This window comes from Paenibacillus sp. FSL P2-0322 (assembly GCF_037975315.1).
In the GTDB taxonomy this organism is placed as follows: Bacteria; Bacillota; Bacilli; order Paenibacillales; family Paenibacillaceae; genus Paenibacillus; species Paenibacillus polymyxa_B.
Window position 1 is genome coordinate 411,138 of record NZ_CP150243.1, and the last position, 18,863, is coordinate 430,000.

An 18,863-nucleotide genomic window follows, 5' to 3' on the forward strand; every position below is an offset into this window, starting at 1 on the left:
CAGCTTTGGTTATAACACGGCTCGGGAGGTTTTTCTATTGTTAGTTAATCAGCGAAGCTTTCTGTAAAAGCACATGCAGCACCTTGGCAGATGCCTCACGGGTTGTAGGTGCATTCGGCTGGAAGTAGGAGGAGCCTTTAATCGCTTCTCCGTTGATGATACCTGCTGCACTTACTTTTTCAATACTGTCCTTGGCATAGCCTGCAAAGGATGAAGCATCATGGTACGGTGTACGTGCAGGGCCATCGACTGCTGCTTTGATTTGAAGCAGATCTACAGCTTTACCCAGCACGACAGCAATTTCTTGACGACTGATATTAGCGTTCGGATCAAACTTGTCGCTGTTGCGACCCGTAATCAAACCAGCTTCATAAGCGGCTGCTACATCGCCGGAGTACCAACTACCTGCCGGGATGTCACTGAATGGTGCAGCAGTACCCGGTGTCAGGCCGAGTGCCCGAGTTACCAGGGCTGCAAATTCTGCACGTGTCACGTTCTTCTTCGGTGAGAAAGTCGTGTCGGTCGTGCCGTTAATCAGCAACTTGTTCGCCAGCGATTGAATTTCCGATTGGGCATACGACGATGAAATATCTTCAAAGCTAACGGGACGTGTCGCCGCTGCATACGTCGAGAAGCCCGGACGGCTTACCTTGACGACAGTAGATCCATCAGCCTGCTTGGCGAAGACGGATGGAACGGGATAGACATTTCCGTTTGCCGTATAGAGTACACCGGCTGTATTGGAATCAATTTGACCAGGTACGGTAAAGGATCTGCTAATGAACTGTCCTGGAGCAACTTTGAGCGATTGACTCTTGCCACCAGTGACAACATTAGCTTCAAACCCTACCGGGATGCCGATCACATTGGAGCCTTTCAGCTTACTTGTAAAAGTGCCACTCGCCTCTCTCTGGCTGCTGATTATCACTTCAATGCCTGCACCAGCAGGAACATTTTTCAGAGCGGATACTGGCAAAGCCAGAGAAGAGCCTGTATTGCTTACAATCAAGCTGCTTCCTGCTGCAGCCTTGCCCAACGTTACCAGTTGTGTGGAAGTGAGCGATGCTTTCGTCGTTTGGCCTGCTTGGCTAGTAGCCGACAGTACAATAGCTGTCGGGCTGGAACCTGCTGCTGTCACGGCACCCTGTAAATCTGCATCGGTTACTGTCAGCGACTGTACATTATTGTTCAATGCAACGGCTGTAGTGACAGTTTTAACAGCCTGCCCTTGTTTCACAACGCTTTGAAGTGAAGGTGCAGATGTAGAGACAGGAGTGGATGTGTTCGTTGCAGCAGAAGGTGTAGTATTGCTTCTGCCGCCACCTCCACCACCGCCGCCTCCAACACTACCGCTGGATGCGGCGCTATTATCCACACGGATAGCTTTAGTGGCGGTGAAGAGTTTAGGACCTTTAGTAGTGCTCTCGACTTCGCCTTTTGCATTCAACTCCGGAGCGCTGACTTCCAGCTTGTATACGCCGTCCTTCAAATGCTGAATCACGGGCTGACCGTTAGCATCCAAAACAGATTTTCCATTGTCATCTAATTCGGCGTAACTTCCGTCAATGCCCTTGAAGGAGTAGACGCCTTGTTTGAGGCGTGCATTGTCACCTTGTTCCTTGGAGGTCGTAATTCCATCGATCAGACCGATTAACTTGTCATCTACGCCGTACACATAGAGCGCGATCAGGTTCGTTTTATCCGTAGTCAGGCGGAATGCCAAATCTGTTGAGCGTTGAGCACCTGTACGACTCGGATAAATAATTGGGTTGGTGACACTCAAGTCCTGCAAGCCAAAGCCAGTTGTAGGATTTTCTTTGCCGACATGAACGACGAACGGCAGATGAAGTGTTGGCAGTCCGGCGCTTTTTAGAATAACCTCCCCTTCATATACACCTGTGGCTGCACCCGAATTTGGTTGTACAGACAGGAAGAACGGTTGCGATTTACCGGGTTCTGCTGAGATAGCTCCATTCGCGCCGATACCTTGCAACTGAACGGAAAGGTTGCTTACATCTGGCGTGGAGATTGGCTTCTTGGGATCTGAGGTTACAATATCATGTAAAATATAGCTCGCCTCATACTGTACAGAGTTAGTGGACAGGTTTTTGAGTTGAAGCTGAATCTGCTTCGCATCACTACCAGGTCGTAACACCCCGAAGCTGGCGGAAGGATTGTAATTCACAACCTCCTGCCGATTAAAGTTCTTGTCGAGAATCGTGATCTTTTCAACAGTTTCCAGCAGAGCGGGAGTCTGAATCGCATTAGCGATGTTTACTAGGCCTGCACCTTGGGAATACACATCATATTGGATTTTATCCTCATTGAAGAGTGTAACCGAAGTGTTGGCGAGCGCAGCGCGGATATCAAACGGTGTCCAGTTTGGATGCTGTTGCTTCAGCAGCACAGCAAGTCCAGCCACATGCGGAGACGCCATACTTGTACCGTTGCTACGACTGTAAGCTTGCTCATAAGATGCATCTGGATAGAACTTGGCGAAGGCGGGGTAGGTTGACAAAATGCCAACCCCCGGTGCGCTCACGTCTGGTTTGATGCTAAGCAGTTCATCTCCGTTCGGTCCGCGGGAGCTAAATCCGGCCATCGTATTGCCTGCATTATCTGTACGAATATAATCTGCTCCAAAGGAAACGGAGAACTTCTCTCCCGCGTTGTCTACGATTTGTTTAGCCAGCGCACGACCTTCCTTACCTTTCATGTCAAAGGTGGGAATAAAGTCAAAGCTATCGCCTAGGTTAACGTTCACATAATTGTCTAAGTCTGAAATAGAGGCTGTTAAATCTGCCTGCGTGGTATCACTCGTTTTTGCTTGTCCATTAAAAACGATTACAGCCTTCGCACCGTTTTTTTTCGCATTTGCGATTTTATCCACGAATGCCAAGTTGCCGCGTGAAACGAGGACGATTTTTCCTGCTACGTCTTTCCCTTCAAAATCATCAGGTTGTCCCAGATTCGCATATACGAGCTCATAAGGGGCAGTTCCCAAAATGGAGGCAAAGTCTTCTCTGCCTGTCTCCCAGCCCATCAAATTAAAATCATAATGTACATAAGCATCATCAGTTACGGTCTTTTTCAATTCACCGTTAGTCTCCCAATAGGAGTCACGGGTGACCGAAGCTGTACCCGAGAAGCTTTTGCTCGGCGAAGTGGCTGCACCGACGGAAATCGCCAACTGTGATGTTGCGGGAGAACCCATGGAATAAAAATAGGGGCCTTCCTGTGCCGCATTACCATTCGCTATGACCGCGACTACGCCGGAAAGTACAGCATTATTAATAGCAATGGAGTCGGGGGAGTTCGGATCCTTTTCGGAATCCGAGCCCAGCGACAGGTTAATGACGTTCATACCATCTTTGACAGCGCGTTCAATGCCATCAATGACCTGTGCGGAGGAACCGGAGGAGCGTCCCGTCTTGGTATTGCGTCCAAGCACTTTATACACGTATAAGTCCGATTTATAGGCAATACCCTTTTGCACAATATCCGAGGATTTATTTGCGGCTTTACCGGCAATTGTGCCGGAGACGTGAGTACCATGTGTCGTTCCGCTAAAACCTGTGCCGTATGGGTCATTTTCTTTTTCAAGGAACGGTTCCTCGTAAGGGTCGTTGTCTTGTTCAAAAGAGTCATATCCGCCTTTATAGGCTTCTTTCAAATCCGGATGCTCATAATCGATACCGGTATCAATAACCCCGACCTTGATTCCCTCGCCATTCAGTCCTTTGGCCCAGGCTTCAGGAACACCAATCTGGTCCAGCGGTGCGTTATCATAAGTGGCTTCACTGGCTGTAAGTGTTGGCGGGTCCTGTACGGGGATGGAATAATACGTTTTGTTTTCATGAATGGATTTTACACCTGGCAGTTTAGCCAGTTCTGGAATCTTATTGGCTGGTAGTGTGATCTCCAAGCCGTTAAGCACTGTGTTGTACTGGTAATTCACCTGAAGAGAAATACCATGCTCAGCGGCTTGGTCTACGAACGTAGTTTGCTCGGTGGCAATCGCGGATTCCGCTTTTTGCTCAGATTGAGCTGTGAAAGCTTGGACGCCTGAACGTGCCGCATATTTGTCCACGGCTAGGGGCTCACCATCAAGCTGTACGATAACTCTGACTTGGCGGGAAGAATCTGTGCTTAGCTCTGGCGAAATGAAGGCCGGAGCCGCCTCAATAGTCAATGCTTGCTGAGCTTCCAAAAATGAGTTGATTTGCAGATCTGCGGTAGCAGCAGAACTGACAGACGGCAGAGACAAGCTTACCGTCAAGGCAAGAGCGAGTGATACGACAGGTATTTTTTGCAAAATGATCGGCTTTTTCAAAGATTTCCCTCTTTTCAATCAAAATATGATATGTCTACATACTAGGATTTGAAGCCACTGCCGTTGTTCTCACGCCTCCCTTAATATCTAAAATAATAGAATTGACCACTGGTGACTAACTTGCCAGTTTTGAGGCATATCTTACCATATTGGTGGGATATATTACTATATGTTTTTTATATTTTTAGAAAAAATAAGGGTAACATCACATATAGATTCCATGGAAATGTTATGAATTTACTAGATTATTTTTGAAAACAATCGAAGGGGAATGGGAGAATGCGAGATTTAATGATATAATCTGCATTGGAATTGTTGAGGTTTCACAATCATGTAAAATGCCTAAGGCAAAGGAGTCGATTATGTTGGCAAAAACATTGATTTTTGGGCATAAAAATCCGGATACGGATACCATTTGCTCAGCTATTGCTTATGCAGACTTAAAAACCAAACTGGGTGCGGACGTAGAGCCGGTTCGTCTGGGCGAGGTGAACGGGGAAACGCAGTATGCACTGGATTATTTCAAAGTGAGCGCGCCACGTCTAGTTGAGCAGGTTGCTGCTGAAACGGACAACGTCATTCTGGTCGATCATAATGAGCGCCAGCAAAGCGCCGCTGATATTGACAAAGTACGTGTAACTGAAGTCATCGACCATCACCGGATCGCTAACTTTGAAACAAGCCAGCCGTTATACTTCCGCGCTGAGCCAGTGGGTTGCACAGCCACCATTTTGAACAAGCTCTACAAGGAAAATGGTGTAGCGATTCCGAAAGAAATCGCAGGTCTAATGTTGTCCGCGATTATTTCCGATTCCCTGTTGTTCAAATCCCCAACCTGCACGGATCAAGACGTAGCTGCTGCTCGTGAACTGGCTGAAATTGCTGGTGTGGATGCAGATCGTTACGGATTTGACTTGCTTAAAGCGGGGGCTGATTTGAGTGGTCACACCATTGAACAGTTAGTAAGTCTGGATGCCAAAGAATTTCAGATGAATGGTCGCAAAGTGGAAATTGCTCAAGTGAACGCAGTAGACGTCAACGATGTGCTATCGCGTCAAGCTGACCTAGAAGTTGCATTATCCCAAACCATTGAGGCCAAAAATCTCGATCTGTTCCTGTTCGTTGTAACAGACATTGTGAACAGTGATTCCATTGGTATTGCCCTGGGAAGCCAAGCACAAGCGGTTGAGAAAGCCTATAATGTACAGTTGGATGACAACAAGGCTGTTCTAAAAGGCGTTGTATCGCGAAAATCGCAAATTGTGCCTGTATTGACTGACGCTTTTAACAGTTTGTAAGGATAAAAAATAAGCCTCCTGAACCCCTGCATAATGGCAGTGGAAGCAGGAGGCTTATTTCTATTTCTTCAGTTCTGCCAGGACGTCTCCGATGCGGAATTCAAATGCCAATTTCAACTGATCGCTCATCAGGTGCCAGGCGTTTTCAGCTACAGCGAGATCGCCGCTATGGGTAAATGCATGTGCGGCACCCATGTATTTTTTATACGTCACGGGCACATCTGCTTCAATCAGCCGTTTGGCGTACAACTCGGCTTCGTCAGCCAAGGAGTCCAACTCCGCGGTTATGATCAAAGCAGGAGGGAGATTATGTAGTGATTCTGCAAAAAGGGGGGAAACTAACGGATTCCGCGCCTCCTCTGGTGAGTGCAGATAACTTTCATTAAAGATTTTTGCTACTCGTGGCGGAATCGCTTTCTCGAATTGGGGCTTCAATTTGGGATCTGTAGCAATATCTAATGGTGGGTAATCCAGTACCTGATATACAATCGGAAATTCCTTGCGATCCCGGGCCATAAGACACAGTGCTGCCGCTAGATTGCCACCCGCACTGTGTCCCCCGACCGCAATGCGTTGAGGATCTACGTTGAGCACATCAGGATGCTCGTACAACCATTGGGTTACATCATAGCTTTCCTGTAGCGGGATAGGGAATTTATGCTCCGGGGCCAAGCGATAATCGACATTAACGACAACGCAATTCGCACGTTCAGTAATGACCGGACACCAGGGATCATCCATTTCGGCGCTGCCCATTACAAAGCCGCTGCCATGGAAATTCACAAATACAGGGAGTGGATCAGCAGACCGGTGAGAAGGTTCATATACAATCACCCTGGAGTCACCAACAGAGGTGGGAATGATCCTTTCTTTCCGATGTACTTTGGGAGAATGCGAAGGTTTGAAATCGGACGCAGCTACCATTCTGCCAGCCGATATGCGGGCAAGTTTGACGAACAGTTTTTGTCTCAGTCTTCGCACCATTTTTCTCTCTCCTCTCTGGAGTCGGTTAGACGCGAACCTTTGACATCTTCAAACGCAGAACGTACGCGTGACAAATAGGTTTGGAACTGACAGATTTCCGACTCACTAAAGTCTGACATCAGACGTGAAGCCAGCCCTACGAAAAAGGGGTCCATCTGTTGAATTTTACTTCTTCCTTTATCGTTCAGGGACACGAACACTCCCCGCTTGTCATTGGGATCGTCATATTTATTAATGAATCCCTCTTGTTCGAGAGAAATAACCATAGAACTGATTGCTGCCCGGCTTACCCCCATCTTTTCAGCCAAAGCAGAAGGAGATGACATTTCATCTCTTTGCGCTGAAAGTACACAAAGCGCGATATATTGCCCGTAGGACAGACCAAATTCACGCGAACGTTTTTCCATGTTTTTACGTATTTCATACGTTATGGAAAATAAATCTACCAAAACACCAATCGGTTTATTGCCACCTGGAAAGAGATTATAGGCCAGTTGACGAATTTCGGAGTCCAAAAAAAAGAACATGCGATCCACCTCGATGTAGTTAATTAGTTAACTGTAATTTAATTAACCACTGGTTGCAATGATTTATACAAACTTTGTTCCGCATTTTTTTGAAAATATATCTGTAAAACGTCACATCCAGGGGCCGATACACTGATCGGGGCCCTGATTCACAAAGGCTTGTATGGAGGGCTGACGCAGGGTACGTCCTTCTTGCCACCGCCATTCACTATATTGAACCTTGGCGGTATACATGGGTTTCACCCAAAATGCGTCTTGATGCCGATCCGGTTTATTGCTAAAAGGTCGCTCCGATATGGTATGTGGTAGCAGGCGCTCGGTAAGCTGACGCCAATCTTCCCGAGTCAGCTTACCCGTCCCCACATGCCCGATATAGCGCAGCATTCCTTGTTTATCATATTGGCCCAGCAACACAGCATTGATAATGCCTCCGTTTAGGGTATAGCCACCGATAACGGCAATGATATCGCCATAATTTTTGACCTTGAGCCATCGTCCGTCCTTTCCGCCCAATGTGTACGGACTATCTAGCTTTTTACACACAATGCCTTCCATTCCTTGGCTGCACATGACCTGAAATAGAGCTTGTCCATCAGGATGAGCGGGAGCCAGTTGAATCCGTTCATTCGGTATGATGATCTGATGCAGCAGTTCAAGCCTTTCCTGTAACGGTTTAAGATGAACCCACTCCCCGTTCAGATAAACAATATCAAACAACATGTAAGTAGCGGGTACAGCTTCATAGGCTGACTGAACTCGATCCGTCCGACGAATCAGATCCCGTCGCATAATTTCATGGAACGATGGCTTACCGTCGGCACCGAGTGCGATCATTTCCCCGTCCAATATGACCGAATCAGCCTTACAGTAGGAGGGGAAGAGAGCAAGCTCCGGGTATAAAAGCGTTCGCTCATGCTGCTTGCGGTTGAACAGACGCGTACCGCCCTGGTCGTGATACGTCATAATTCTCGTACCGTCCCATTTTATTTCGTAACGCCAAAGGCCCGGATCTACAGGTACTTTTTCGCTCAGTTCCGGTTCAAACGGGATGACAGGTTTTAATTCCGTACGCAACGCAGCACCTCCCTTGCCTTAATTGGAATAAATATAGTGTCGACGATAGATCCTATTTTATGTATCAGGATTTTGAAAAATTCGATTCCAGTCGCTCCGAAGTGCAAGATATAGACGAACTAAACCATTTCGATCTATATCTTGTTCATTGGAAGTCGCTTATGGGATTTTTGCAAAATCCTCGTATGTAATGTTTCGCTGATTCCTAAATAGGGGAATGATAAGGATATCTAGCGTCGGCATGAAGTGATTGCAGTAATACGTTAGCATGGAGTTGTAACGGGATTTTCTTCAGTCAGAAAGGAGATTGGTTTCATGAGACAAATTCGCGAGGAGGACCATGCAGTAGTCATGGTGGATGATGGACAGGTAGTTGCAGAAGTAGGCTATAAATCCATAGATGACCACTCATTGGTCATTGACCATACATTTGTATCCGAGCAGTTACGGGGTCAAAAAATCGGCAAGGAGCTCATCGACCGAGTGGTTGATATGGCAAGGAATCAGCATAAAAAGGTTATTCCTGCTTGCTCGTACGCGCTTGCTCTGTTCAAGCGCCATCAGGAATACAGTGACGTATGGCAGCAATGAATATGGATCATCAAGGCTGTTTAATTGCATAACCGACACAACACCGGAGCGGGTAATCAGACCTTCCCGGTGTTTTTTTGTGTGCATAAAGCTTGTAAAATCAATGCATTCTACCGTTGATATAGGGAAGTAAAGGGCTATTTTCAAATGTTGAAGCATATTTTCTGACAGATGGCTGTGAAATTGTTCATACTGTTGTCACTTCACAGGCTGTCCATGAGTTCTATATAATATATTATGGTTATGACTACAACAGTAACGAAAACCTGAATTTAACGAAGGAGACGCTCATGATGAATAAAGCGAGTGAGGACAAGCAGTACGTTCCAACGAGCAATCGTAATTTTACAGCCTTGATTATCACCGTTTCCATTATAGCCAACGTGATTATTTTGCTGCTGTTCTTTTCGCCGATCGGATACCAGGGTAGTGTGAGTTTTGATCTCACTATTTTCCCAAGGCTGAATGCGATTTTTAACAGCTTCACATTTATTTTTCTGGTGGCTGCACTGGTTGCTATTTTCAAAAAGAACATTAAGCTTCATAAAACCTTTGTTTTGCTGGCCTTCGCCAGTACCGTTTTATTTTTATTTTCCTATCTGACCTTTCACTACATTTCGCCGGAAACTGCAAAATATGGTGGGGTGGGTATCCTTCGGCCGATCTACTTTACGCTGTTGATTTCGCATAGCATACTGGCTGCGATTATTGTACCGCTGGCACTGTTCACGGTTGTATGGGGATGGACGATGCAGGTAGCAAAACATCGTAAGATTGCGCGCTGGACGATGCCAATTTGGCTATATGTGAGCTTGACCGGGGTACTGGTGTACGTGTTCATGGCCCCATACTATTAATAGATGTGAACCCTTTGCGGGTTGATTTAGGAAAATGGCGTCTCTGCTGAAGAGGCGTCTTTTTTGTATCCAATAAAAGAAAAATTATTCCTTCTAAATTTATTTTATTGAAAAAACGTTCCTTCTTTAGCGGTATTTCTGCTATAATTTGCCTTAATCAACTAAGAACAAGGGGGTCACCATGTGACAAAGAAAGCGAAAGGCAGGTTACGGTTGCTTGTATCTATGCTGGCGCTGGTTGTACTGCTGAGCAGCTGCGGTGGTGGAGGATCAAAGTCGGAAAAGGTTGACGGAGGGAAAGTAACACTGCAATTTTGGACCATTGCACTACAACCTACATTTACCCCGTATTTCAATCGGGTGATTGCCGATTATGAGCAGAAGAACCCCAATGTCAAAATTGACTGGAAGGATTACCCTTATGATGCAGTGACCAACAAGCTGTTGACAAGTATCGCTAGCAACAGCAGTCCGGATGTAGTCAATCTCAATACAGAATTTGCTAGCCAAATGGGCTCCAAGGGTGCTGTTGTTGATATGAATGAGCATTTGTCGCCCGAGGAAAAGGCTGCTTATTTCGAGGGTATTTATAATTCCACAGTCATTAACGGTAAAGCTTATGCGCTACCCTGGTATACCGGTACAGAAGTGCTTTACATGAATACAAAGCTGGTCAAAGCCGCCGGATTGGACCCTGCTCATCCGCCCAAAACCCGGGAGGAATTGTCTGATTGGGGCCGTCAGATCAATAGAAAAATTGGCAAAGCAGGCTATGCGCAGCAGCTTGTATCCAAACTTTTCGCTGTGGACGGCATTCCCATTCTAAATAAAGAAAAGACAGCAGCGGCGTTCAATACACCAGAAGCAGTCACCATGATTGATAATCTAAAAAAACAGATGGAAGATGGCGTTGTGCTCAAGGAAGACGCTGACTTCTCACAACAAGTGAAATATTATGCCGGCGAGCAGGTTGCTTTCGAGCTGGCAGGCCCGACGTTCATCAATTTTATCAAAACGGCTGCGCCGGATGTTTATAAGAACACAATTGCTGTTCCTGTCCCAACCGGTAAAGCTGATGTGCGGCTCTCCAACTCCATGGACCTGGTCGTACCTGCTAAGTCTGCACATGTGGACGAAGCAGTGAAATTTGCTGTTTTCTTGACAAACGCGGAGAGTCAAACAGCTTTTTCTAAAGCGGCGAATACACTACCTTCCACGAAAGACTCCATTAAAGATCCATATTTTACTCAGTCTGACAAATCATTAGAAGCACAAGCCAAGGTAGTATCCGCGCAAAGCTTGGATAAGGCGACAGATTATATGGTCGGTGTGCCTAATGCCAAAGATGTGAACAGTGCCATCGCGCGAGCTTTGCAAAATATTGTATTGAACGGCACGGATACGAAGCAGACGCTTACTGCCCTGGAGCAGGAAGTGAACGATATTTTAAAGCAATAGGTTTGACAGGGGAGTAAGTGAATACTCCCCTGTTCATTTATCAAAATCAGGTGGTGATGCAGCATGATCAAATGGTTAAGGTCGGAGTCCTTTACGGCCTGGGCCTTTATGACGCCAGGACTGTTATTGCTTGCCGTCTTTGTATTTTGGCCTATTATTTACAGCATCCCGCTGGCATTGACAGACTACTCTGTCATATCAGATACCCATTTTGTCGGCTTGGATAATTTTGAAGCGGCGTTTAAGGACCGTAACTTTCTTATTTCAATTTGGAACTCATTGTTGTACGTGCTCATTGTCCCCTTTCTCCAAATTTTCTCCATCCTGATGGCTGTGCTTGTGAACAGCCGTATCCCGGGAATTAAAATATTTCGTACGTCCTACTACATCCCTGTTGTGACTTCGATGGTAGCTGTAGCCTTAATTTGGAGCTGGCTATTGGGCAATAACAGCGTAGTGAACTACTTGCTCATGCAGGTCGGCTTGATTAGCAAAGACATACACTGGTTATCGGACAGCAACTTGGCCTTGTATGTACTGATGTTCATCACAATGTGGAAGGGACTCGGGTATTATATGATGCTCTATCTGGCTGGATTACAAAATATTCCTCAAGATCTGTACGAAGCCGCTAGAGTCGACGGAGCAAGCCGATGGCGTCTGATTGTTCATATTACTCTTCCACTGTTAAGGCCTTACATTTTGTTCTGTACCCTTATATCACTCATGTCAGCTATTCGTGTATTTGATGAAGTATATGTACTAACCAAGGGTGGACCGGGAACGGCCACGTTGACATCCAGCTTGTATATTTTTCAAAAGGGCATGGAGCAGTTCAATTTTGGATATGCTTCTGCGCTTGGCTTAATTGTCGGTGCAATGATTGCCGTACTTAGTATTATCGTATTCCGATTCAATAGGAAAGGCGGTGTCAATCCCTATTGATGAATCTAAAGGATGACAAAATGCTACGCTCATCTCTTCCTAAAAAGGAAAGCAGCCGCATCATGCGCAGTCTTGCTCGAATGCTGAGAATGACGGTCATCTACGTGCTTCTAGTGCTACTCGCCCTCTTTTTAATGGGACCGTTCCTATGGCTGCTCAGCGTATCCCTCATGCCAGGTCGTAACATTTTTTCAACGCCGCCCGCTATTTTTCCGACCTTTATCGATTTCGACAACTATGTTCAGGTGTGGCAGTTCATGAATTTTCCAAAGTATATGCTGAATACGGTCATCATTACGGTGTTGGGCGTTGTGCTCAATGTGGTACTCGCCAGTCTGACGGGATATCCCTTGGCTGTATTTCGTTTTAAGGGTAAAAATCTGGTGTTTACGCTGCTGATTGCCACGATGATTATTCCTTCCTACACCGCATTTATTGTGCATTATCTGACCATTCAAGGGCTCCATCTGGGCAATACATATTTGGGTGTGGTGTTGCCCGGGGCAGTCTCCGTGTTCAACATTTTTCTAATGCGACAGACGTTTATTCATATTCCCACTGATGTGCGTGATTCCGGTAAAATGGACGGCGCTTCGGAGTTTCGAATTTGGTGGCAGCTGGTGCTTCCGCTGGTCAAGCCGGCGCTCGCTGTAATTTCTCTGTTGGAGGCGATGTCGTTCTGGAACAGCTTTCTGTGGCCTATCGTTATTTTAAATGATACGGAGCTATATCCGCTGGCAGCTGCGCTCACGTATCTCAACGGTCAATTTGCCTATAACTTCGGTTGGATTGCTGCAGGCACAATGATTTCGGTACTGCCGATCATTATATTGTTCCTGTTTACACAGCGCTACTATATGGAAGGTTTGGCGGGAGCGGTAAAAGGATAAGCCAGTAGTCATGGCTACGAAGAGCCTGTGAATGGAAGGAGATGATTGCGATGAAATTGTCCAAAGGAATGGGGCCTCATTCGGGTGTAGGGTTATCACCGCAGGAGATACAATATTATTTTCGTGATGTGTATGACAGCGGGGAAAGGCTGGTTATCTCCGAACCGCGTCTGGTCTGTGAACTGTCCTCTCGCTTTGCAATGAATCAGGAGTATGAAGGTGTGCTGGACCCCGAGGGACCGATCAAGCTTATTGTGCCTCCAGGACCGGGTGTACCGACTGAAACACGGGGAAGCGTGCAGTTGGTGCTCGAATATGACGGAACGCTTGCTGCAGACGGATATCGGTTGGACATTCAGAAGGACGGGCGGATTGAAGTCCATGCTTCCAATAAAAGAGGGCTCAAATACGGCATGGATGCCCTGCATCTCCTGCTTCAAGTGGAACAGGAGCGATGTACTCTGCCGGTGATGTCTATTCGGGATGAGCCTTCCTTCCCGGTCAGAGGAATTATTGAGGGCTTCTATGGGAAACCGTGGAGTTTCGCGGATCGGCTGGATGCCGTCCGTTTTATGGCTGCGCATCGGATGAACACGTTCATGTATGCCCCCAAGGATGATCCATATCATCGTGAGCTATGGAGAGAGCCGTACCCTGAGGATACGTTTGCCCAGATCCGCGAATTGAAGGAAGCCTGCGAACGACATGAGATTGATTTTCATTATTGTATCAGTCCAGGGAACGACCTAAGCTTTGGCAGCGATGAAGATTTCCTTAAATTGACGGAAAAGCTGGCGGCCGTGATTGCGATTGGCGTACGTCATTTTTCTGTATTAATGGATGATATTGATTATGTACTCAAAGGGGAAAATCGACATTTGCTGGGCCGCTCGGGTCACGCTCATGTCTTTTTGACGAACAAGGTTCACACATGGCTGGCTGAACGGCTGCCTGAGTTTACACTGACAGTCTGTCCTTCGGAATATTGGTCGTATTGGGATACCGAATACAAAAAGGACTTCCGTGAGCGGCTGCATCCGGAGATTAAGGTGTTCTGGACGGGGTACTTTGTTTTTGCCCCACAGATTAGTCGCGAGCACGCCGCCGATAATCATGCGTTCTTCGGACATGAGTTGTGGCTGTGGGATAACATCCCGGTGAATGATTGTGACCATGATCGGTTATTCCTTGATCCGCTGCGCGGACGGTATTCCGGGCTACCAGACTGTGGACATACCGGTATGGTGGCCAACCCGATGAATCAGTGGGAATGCTCCAAAGTGACGCTCATTACGATGTCCCACTATATGTGGAACAGTGAACGGTATATGCCTGAGCTATCTTGGCAATGGGCTGCGCGGGAGTTAGCGGGAGAGCGTGCGGATGAACTGATGTTTTTCTGTCGTCAAAACAGGAACAGCCGACTGGGCGGCAGCGCGTATGAGTACGTGGATCTTGCTTTGCAAATGCGCGATATCCCTGCGCTGGATATGTACTTTGAGCGGCTGCTTCAGACCGTGAGCGTCCTACGGAACGTGCCTGCTGATGATCCGGCGGCAGGTTTCGTGTCCCAGGCCGCGCCGTGGCTGGAACGTGCCGAGCTGGACGCAGGCCTGTGGCAGGTGCTGCGCCAAGCTGCGCTCAGTGGCGAGCGACAGGACGATGCACATTCAAGGGGAAGCAGCACGCCGAGCAAAGCAGTTGGCGGGCAAGAGCCGTCGCCTCTGACGGACGAAATTGCAGGAGAACTGCGACGCGGTATCACTGCTTGCTTAGAAGCGGAGGCTCGGCTGGGTAGCAATCCGGCGATCCGTGCTGCCGCGCAGTGGGGTTATGTCGATCAGGACGAACAAGGCAAATATCGACTGATCTTGTGAGTGTTTGCGATGGATTATGAAACCAAGGCAGCATAGCTGCCCTGAAAATAATCATTTGCCGTTAGGATAACGGTAATTTTCAGGAGAGGTGGAACGTACGGTGAAGTCAAACACCCGATTACTTTTTATACCGCTAGATGAGCGGCCCTGTAATTATCAATTTCCTTATTTACTGGCACAGGGTACAGACTTGGAAATGGAGCGACCCCCATTAGAATGGATGGGACAAAAGAAAACCCCTGGCGATACGACCAGACTATGGGCATGGCTCGAAGAACGCGCGGCTACTGCTGATGGAGCCATTGTTGCGATGGATACGTTGCTGTACGGAGGAATCGTACCTTCTCGACTACACGGTATGTCGAGCGAGCAGGTCAGAGATAGAGTGAATCGGCTTCGCAGGCTAAAGCAACTATATCCGCAACTGACTCTGTATGCATTTCAACTAATTATGCGTTGTCCGCAATACTCTTTGGCTGATGAAGAACCGGATTACTATGCCGATTGGGGGCGTGAGATATTCCGAAAGGGCTTCATTGAGCATCGTCAGGAGCTGGGGATCGCTACCGCTGAAGAGTTGCTCGAATTAGCTGATATAAACGAGCGTTTGCCAATGGAAATACTGGATGATTACTTGGGGCGTCGCCATGTGAATTTGGAGGCTAATGAAGTTGCACTGGATCTCGTAGCAGAAGGTATCATTGATTTTATGATCATCCCACAGGATGATTCGGCTCCCTACGGCTATACCGCCAAGGATCAGCAGCGGCTAAGAAGTCGTATTTCTGAGCTTGGGCTGGATTTGAATGTATACATGTACCCGGGGGCAGATGAAGTGGGTTGTACGTTGCTGGCTCGTTGGGTTAACAAGATGAATAATGTAGTCCCACTGGTGTATCCCCGATTGTCTGCTTTGCAGGGGGCATTCGTAGTTCCGCTTTTTGAAGATCGCTATTTTTACGAAACCTTAAAATATCAGATTATGGCGGCAGGTGGGCTGATAGCTTCCTCGGCAACGGAGGCTGATTTGATTTTGTTGGCTAACACACCCGGTGACACGATGGCAGAGGCTTCATCCCAGCAGCGTGCAATGACCGGATATGATGTACATCGGAATGTAGTAGAGCTGGTTGAGTACGGTTCTTATATGCTGCAATATGCAGGTCAAAATGTTGCAGTTGCTGATGTGGGCTACGCCAACGGCGCAGATCTCAAGCTACTTAGACTATTAAAGCAAAAAGGACTGCTTTTTAAGCTGGCAGGTTATGCAGGCTGGAATACCAGTTCTAACACGCTGGGCACCGTCATTGCTCAGTCCATGCTGTATACCCACTATGGCTCTACGGAGGAACATTTGGATTTTCTGTCGCTGCGCTACGCCGAGGATGCCTGTTATTGCGCTGTGGTACGTACGGCTATGAATAACGGGATTGTGGAGCAGATGGGTTTTACCAAGTTTATGCTCGATGGACCGAGAGGCTCGGTAGCTGCGGTTATTCGTGGACGGCTGGAGCAGGCACTCAATGAATATGTGAACGGGCCGGAAGGTTGCGTGGAAATTATAGATTGCTACATGCCGTGGAACCGCACCTTTGAAGTCGGATTAACCGTACGGCATCATGCCGAGAAGAGAGGGTGATTCCTATGGGAATGGAAGGTGTATTATCCAAAGTTCAGCACGGACTGATCGTATCCTGTCAGGCGCTACCAGGCGAACCGTTACATGGAGCAGATTCTATGGTCAAAATGGCGCGTGCCGCACAGCAAGGTGGAGCTGTAGCGATTCGCGCCAATGGCGCATCGGATGTACGTGCGATTAAACAGGCGATTTCTCTACCAGTGATTGGCTTGATTAAGCGGGATTATGATGATTCTGATATTTACATTACGCCTACCCTTCGTGAAATGGAGGAACTGGTGGAGGCAGGCGCGGATATCATTGCGCTGGATGCCACATTACGACCGCGCCCGGCGGGATGCAAGCTGAAGAGGCTCCTAGATTATGCCCATGAGCAGGGAGTCACTTCCATGGCAGACATATCGACACTGGAGGAGGCGCTTCATGCGGCTTCCCTTGGCGCAGACTGCGTATCCACCACGTTATCCGGGTATACGCCGTACTCTACTCAGATTGAGGGTCCTGATCTGGAGCTGGTTCGGAGAGCGTCGGAACTGGTTCCTGTTCCTTTAATTGCAGAGGGCAAAATCTATGATCCAGCGCAGGTTGAGGAAGCATTCCGAATGGGAGCACATGCAGTGGTTGTAGGCTCGGCGATTACCAGACCCCAATTGATTACGCAGCGGTTTGCCGATGCCGCAAGGAAGGCAGTGAAATGCATCTATGGAGATGAACGACCGAATTAACACGTACTATCCTTCATTAACGAAATCGGAGCAGAAAGTCGCCTTATGCGTACTGGAGCATCCCGCAGATATCATATATTTCTCCGTGACGGAGCTGGCGGATTTTGCAGGTACAGGCGAAACGACGGTGATGCGCTTTTGTCGGAAAATTGGTTTCAAAGGTTATCAGGATTTCCGACTGTCCCTGGCACAAAACCAGACTTATCGTAAAACCGATATGGGCGAGGAGAACATCGACCCAGATAACGAACAAGATATTACGCGTACGGTGTATCACAACATGCTCGATATTTTGCACTCCAGTATGGGACTGCTGGACCATTCAGAGCTTGGTCGTGCGATTGCGTGTCTCGATCAAGCGAGCTATGTTCAATTTTTCGGCGTAGGCGCTTCGGGAATTTCCGCGCAGGATGCTAAAAATCGTTTCTTACGGATTGGGCGCCGCGCCGAGGCTGTGGCAGACGGTCATATTCAGTCGATGATGGCGGTGTCCATGAACCCGGGTGATGTCGCTATCGGCATCAGTGTATCAGGAAGTACGCTGGATACGAACGATATGCTGCACAAAGCCAAGCAAAACGGTGCAACTGTTATCGCAATTACGAATTATGCGAAATCACCCATCACCTCCATTGCAGATATCGTGTTACTGACCGCAGGCAAAGAAGCCCCGATAGAAGGTGGTTCAATCGGTGCTAAAATTTCACAGCTATTCGTGATTGACCTCATCTGCGAAGGGCTTGCTCGCAAGCACACGAGTCACACCAAACAGATGAAGGAAAAAACAGCGAGGGCCGTTATTGAACGAAGCTATTGAGATTTTTCAGTTGTGAATTGAAAACTGTGCGCTCTGACAGTTCAATGACTTGTGTTTGTGGTGCATATGAATGGCTATTCATGTATTGCTACTAATAGAAGGTTTGTACAAAGAGCTAGTAAGCTTTTATGTGGGGCAACAAGGAGGTTGGTGTGGTGGCAGCTGCTGTGAACAGAGTCATTGGAATCGACATTGGGGGCACATCGGTGAAGGCCGCCATAGTGGCACCGGACGGATCGGTGCTTGATGAAATCCGGCTGGATACGGACGCTTCCCGTGGACGTGAATGGGTGTTGTCGCGGGTGTCAGAATCTGTGCTCGGATTGTTGCGTTCTTTTGGAGATACCAGCATCGGTGCCCATATAGATGTAGGCGCTCTAGGCATTGCTACTGCTGGCCGAGTAAATGTGGAGAGCGGCGAAGTTGTGTATGCCACAGATAACCTACCTGGCTGGCAAGGTACATCCTTGGTAACGTGGGCTAGAGAAAAACTGGCTTTACGAGCGGTTGCTGATAATGATGCGAACGCCGCTTTACTTGGAGAAGCGTGGCAGGGAGCGGGGAAGGGCAAGCGACGCTTGGTGATGCTCACGTTGGGAACAGGTGTCGGAGGTGCATATATGGAAAATGACCTCTTGTGCAGAGGGGCTCATTGGAGCGGCGGTGATTGGGGGCACAGTATTCTATTCCCGGGGGGACATCCCTGCAATTGTGGAAAAAAAGGGTGCGCCGAGCAATATGTATCGGGGAGCGCCTTGTTACGTCGAGGTAGGGAACACGTCGGTAAATTGTACCGCTCAGGGAACGAGATTGTGAAAGAGGCCGCTCACGGTAACCAGGAAGCAATC

Annotated in this window: 15 protein-coding genes (1 of these 15 only partly in view); 11 read left to right on the plus strand and 4 right to left on the minus strand. The window is 47.8% G+C overall.

What is annotated here, in order from left to right:
• Positions 1 to 40 precede the first annotated feature (40 nt).
• Positions 41 to 4,333, minus strand: coding sequence for a S8 family serine peptidase (locus MKY24_RS01800; protein ID WP_339201304.1), 4,293 nt, complete (start codon positions 4,331 to 4,333; stop codon positions 41 to 43).
• 362 nt (positions 4,334 to 4,695) lie between these two features.
• Here MKY24_RS01800 and MKY24_RS01805 point away from each other — a divergent pair, with 362 nt between their 5' ends.
• Positions 4,696 to 5,631 carry a manganese-dependent inorganic pyrophosphatase gene (locus MKY24_RS01805; protein WP_269321404.1) on the plus strand — a complete coding sequence of 312 codons (936 nt, stop codon included), beginning with the start codon at positions 4,696 to 4,698 and terminating at the stop codon, positions 5,629 to 5,631.
• A 60-nt stretch (positions 5,632 to 5,691) separates the two neighbouring features.
• Here the strand turns inward: MKY24_RS01805 and MKY24_RS01810 are convergent, their stop codons facing one another.
• From MKY24_RS01810 to MKY24_RS01820, 3 genes are all read right to left on the minus strand, one after another.
• Positions 5,692 to 6,615 (minus strand): alpha/beta hydrolase, encoded by a 924-nt coding sequence (locus MKY24_RS01810; protein WP_339201306.1) that lies wholly within the window; start codon positions 6,613 to 6,615, stop codon positions 5,692 to 5,694.
• The gene (locus MKY24_RS01815) at positions 6,600 to 7,142 is read right to left on the minus strand and encodes a MarR family transcriptional regulator (protein ID WP_023986644.1); all 543 of its coding nucleotides are present in this window, start codon (positions 7,140 to 7,142) and stop codon (positions 6,600 to 6,602) included. Before MKY24_RS01815 ends, MKY24_RS01810 begins: the two co-directional genes overlap by 16 nt.
• 111 nt (positions 7,143 to 7,253) lie before the next feature.
• Positions 7,254 to 8,216, minus strand: coding sequence for an RNA ligase family protein (locus tag MKY24_RS01820; protein WP_068938321.1), 963 nt, complete (start codon positions 8,214 to 8,216; stop codon positions 7,254 to 7,256).
• Positions 8,217 to 8,531: 315 nt separating this feature from the next.
• On the opposite strand from MKY24_RS01820, the gene MKY24_RS01825 reads away from it, so the two are divergent.
• From MKY24_RS01825 to MKY24_RS01870, 10 genes are all read left to right on the plus strand, one after another.
• Positions 8,532 to 8,807: a GNAT family N-acetyltransferase gene (locus MKY24_RS01825; RefSeq protein WP_013308402.1), complete on the plus strand. Its 276-nt coding sequence runs from the start codon at positions 8,532 to 8,534 to the stop codon at positions 8,805 to 8,807.
• A 293-nt stretch (positions 8,808 to 9,100) separates the two neighbouring features.
• Complete coding sequence (locus MKY24_RS01830; protein ID WP_023986646.1) at positions 9,101 to 9,664, plus strand: DUF420 domain-containing protein; 564 nt, start codon at positions 9,101 to 9,103, stop codon at positions 9,662 to 9,664.
• Positions 9,665 to 9,847: 183 nt separating this feature from the next.
• Positions 9,848 to 11,122, plus strand: a complete 1,275-nt coding sequence (locus MKY24_RS01835; protein ID WP_023986647.1) for a sugar ABC transporter substrate-binding protein — start codon at positions 9,848 to 9,850, stop codon at positions 11,120 to 11,122.
• Positions 11,123 to 11,185: 63 nt separating this feature from the next.
• On the plus strand, positions 11,186 to 12,067 hold the full coding sequence (locus tag MKY24_RS01840) for a sugar ABC transporter permease (protein ID WP_023986648.1): 882 nt from the start codon (positions 11,186 to 11,188) through the stop codon (positions 12,065 to 12,067).
• Positions 12,067 to 12,957 (plus strand): carbohydrate ABC transporter permease, encoded by an 891-nt coding sequence (locus MKY24_RS01845; protein WP_023986649.1) that lies wholly within the window; start codon positions 12,067 to 12,069, stop codon positions 12,955 to 12,957. The genes MKY24_RS01840 and MKY24_RS01845 overlap by 1 nt, the downstream gene beginning before the upstream one ends.
• Before the next feature lie 50 nt (positions 12,958 to 13,007).
• Positions 13,008 to 14,834, plus strand: a complete 1,827-nt coding sequence (locus MKY24_RS01850; protein WP_339201310.1) for a beta-N-acetylglucosaminidase domain-containing protein — start codon at positions 13,008 to 13,010, stop codon at positions 14,832 to 14,834.
• A 100-nt stretch (positions 14,835 to 14,934) separates the two neighbouring features.
• A complete protein-coding gene (locus MKY24_RS01855; RefSeq protein WP_076265096.1) occupies positions 14,935 to 16,473 on the plus strand; it encodes a DUF4127 family protein in 1,539 nt (512 codons plus the stop codon).
• A gap of 5 nt (positions 16,474 to 16,478) precedes the next feature.
• On the plus strand, positions 16,479 to 17,198 hold the full coding sequence (locus MKY24_RS01860) for an N-acetylmannosamine-6-phosphate 2-epimerase (protein ID WP_068938318.1): 720 nt from the start codon (positions 16,479 to 16,481) through the stop codon (positions 17,196 to 17,198).
• Entirely contained in the window at positions 17,176 to 18,015 is an 840-nt protein-coding gene (locus MKY24_RS01865) for a MurR/RpiR family transcriptional regulator (RefSeq protein ID WP_339201313.1), read from the plus strand. The genes MKY24_RS01860 and MKY24_RS01865 overlap by 23 nt, the downstream gene beginning before the upstream one ends.
• Positions 18,016 to 18,143: 128 nt before the next feature.
• On the plus strand, positions 18,144 to 18,863 hold the 5' portion of the coding sequence (locus tag MKY24_RS01870) for an ROK family protein (RefSeq protein WP_339201314.1). The gene runs 243 nt beyond the window's last position; the window shows 720 of its 963 coding nt (coding positions 1-720); it begins with the start codon at positions 18,144 to 18,146; its stop codon lies beyond the right edge, outside the window.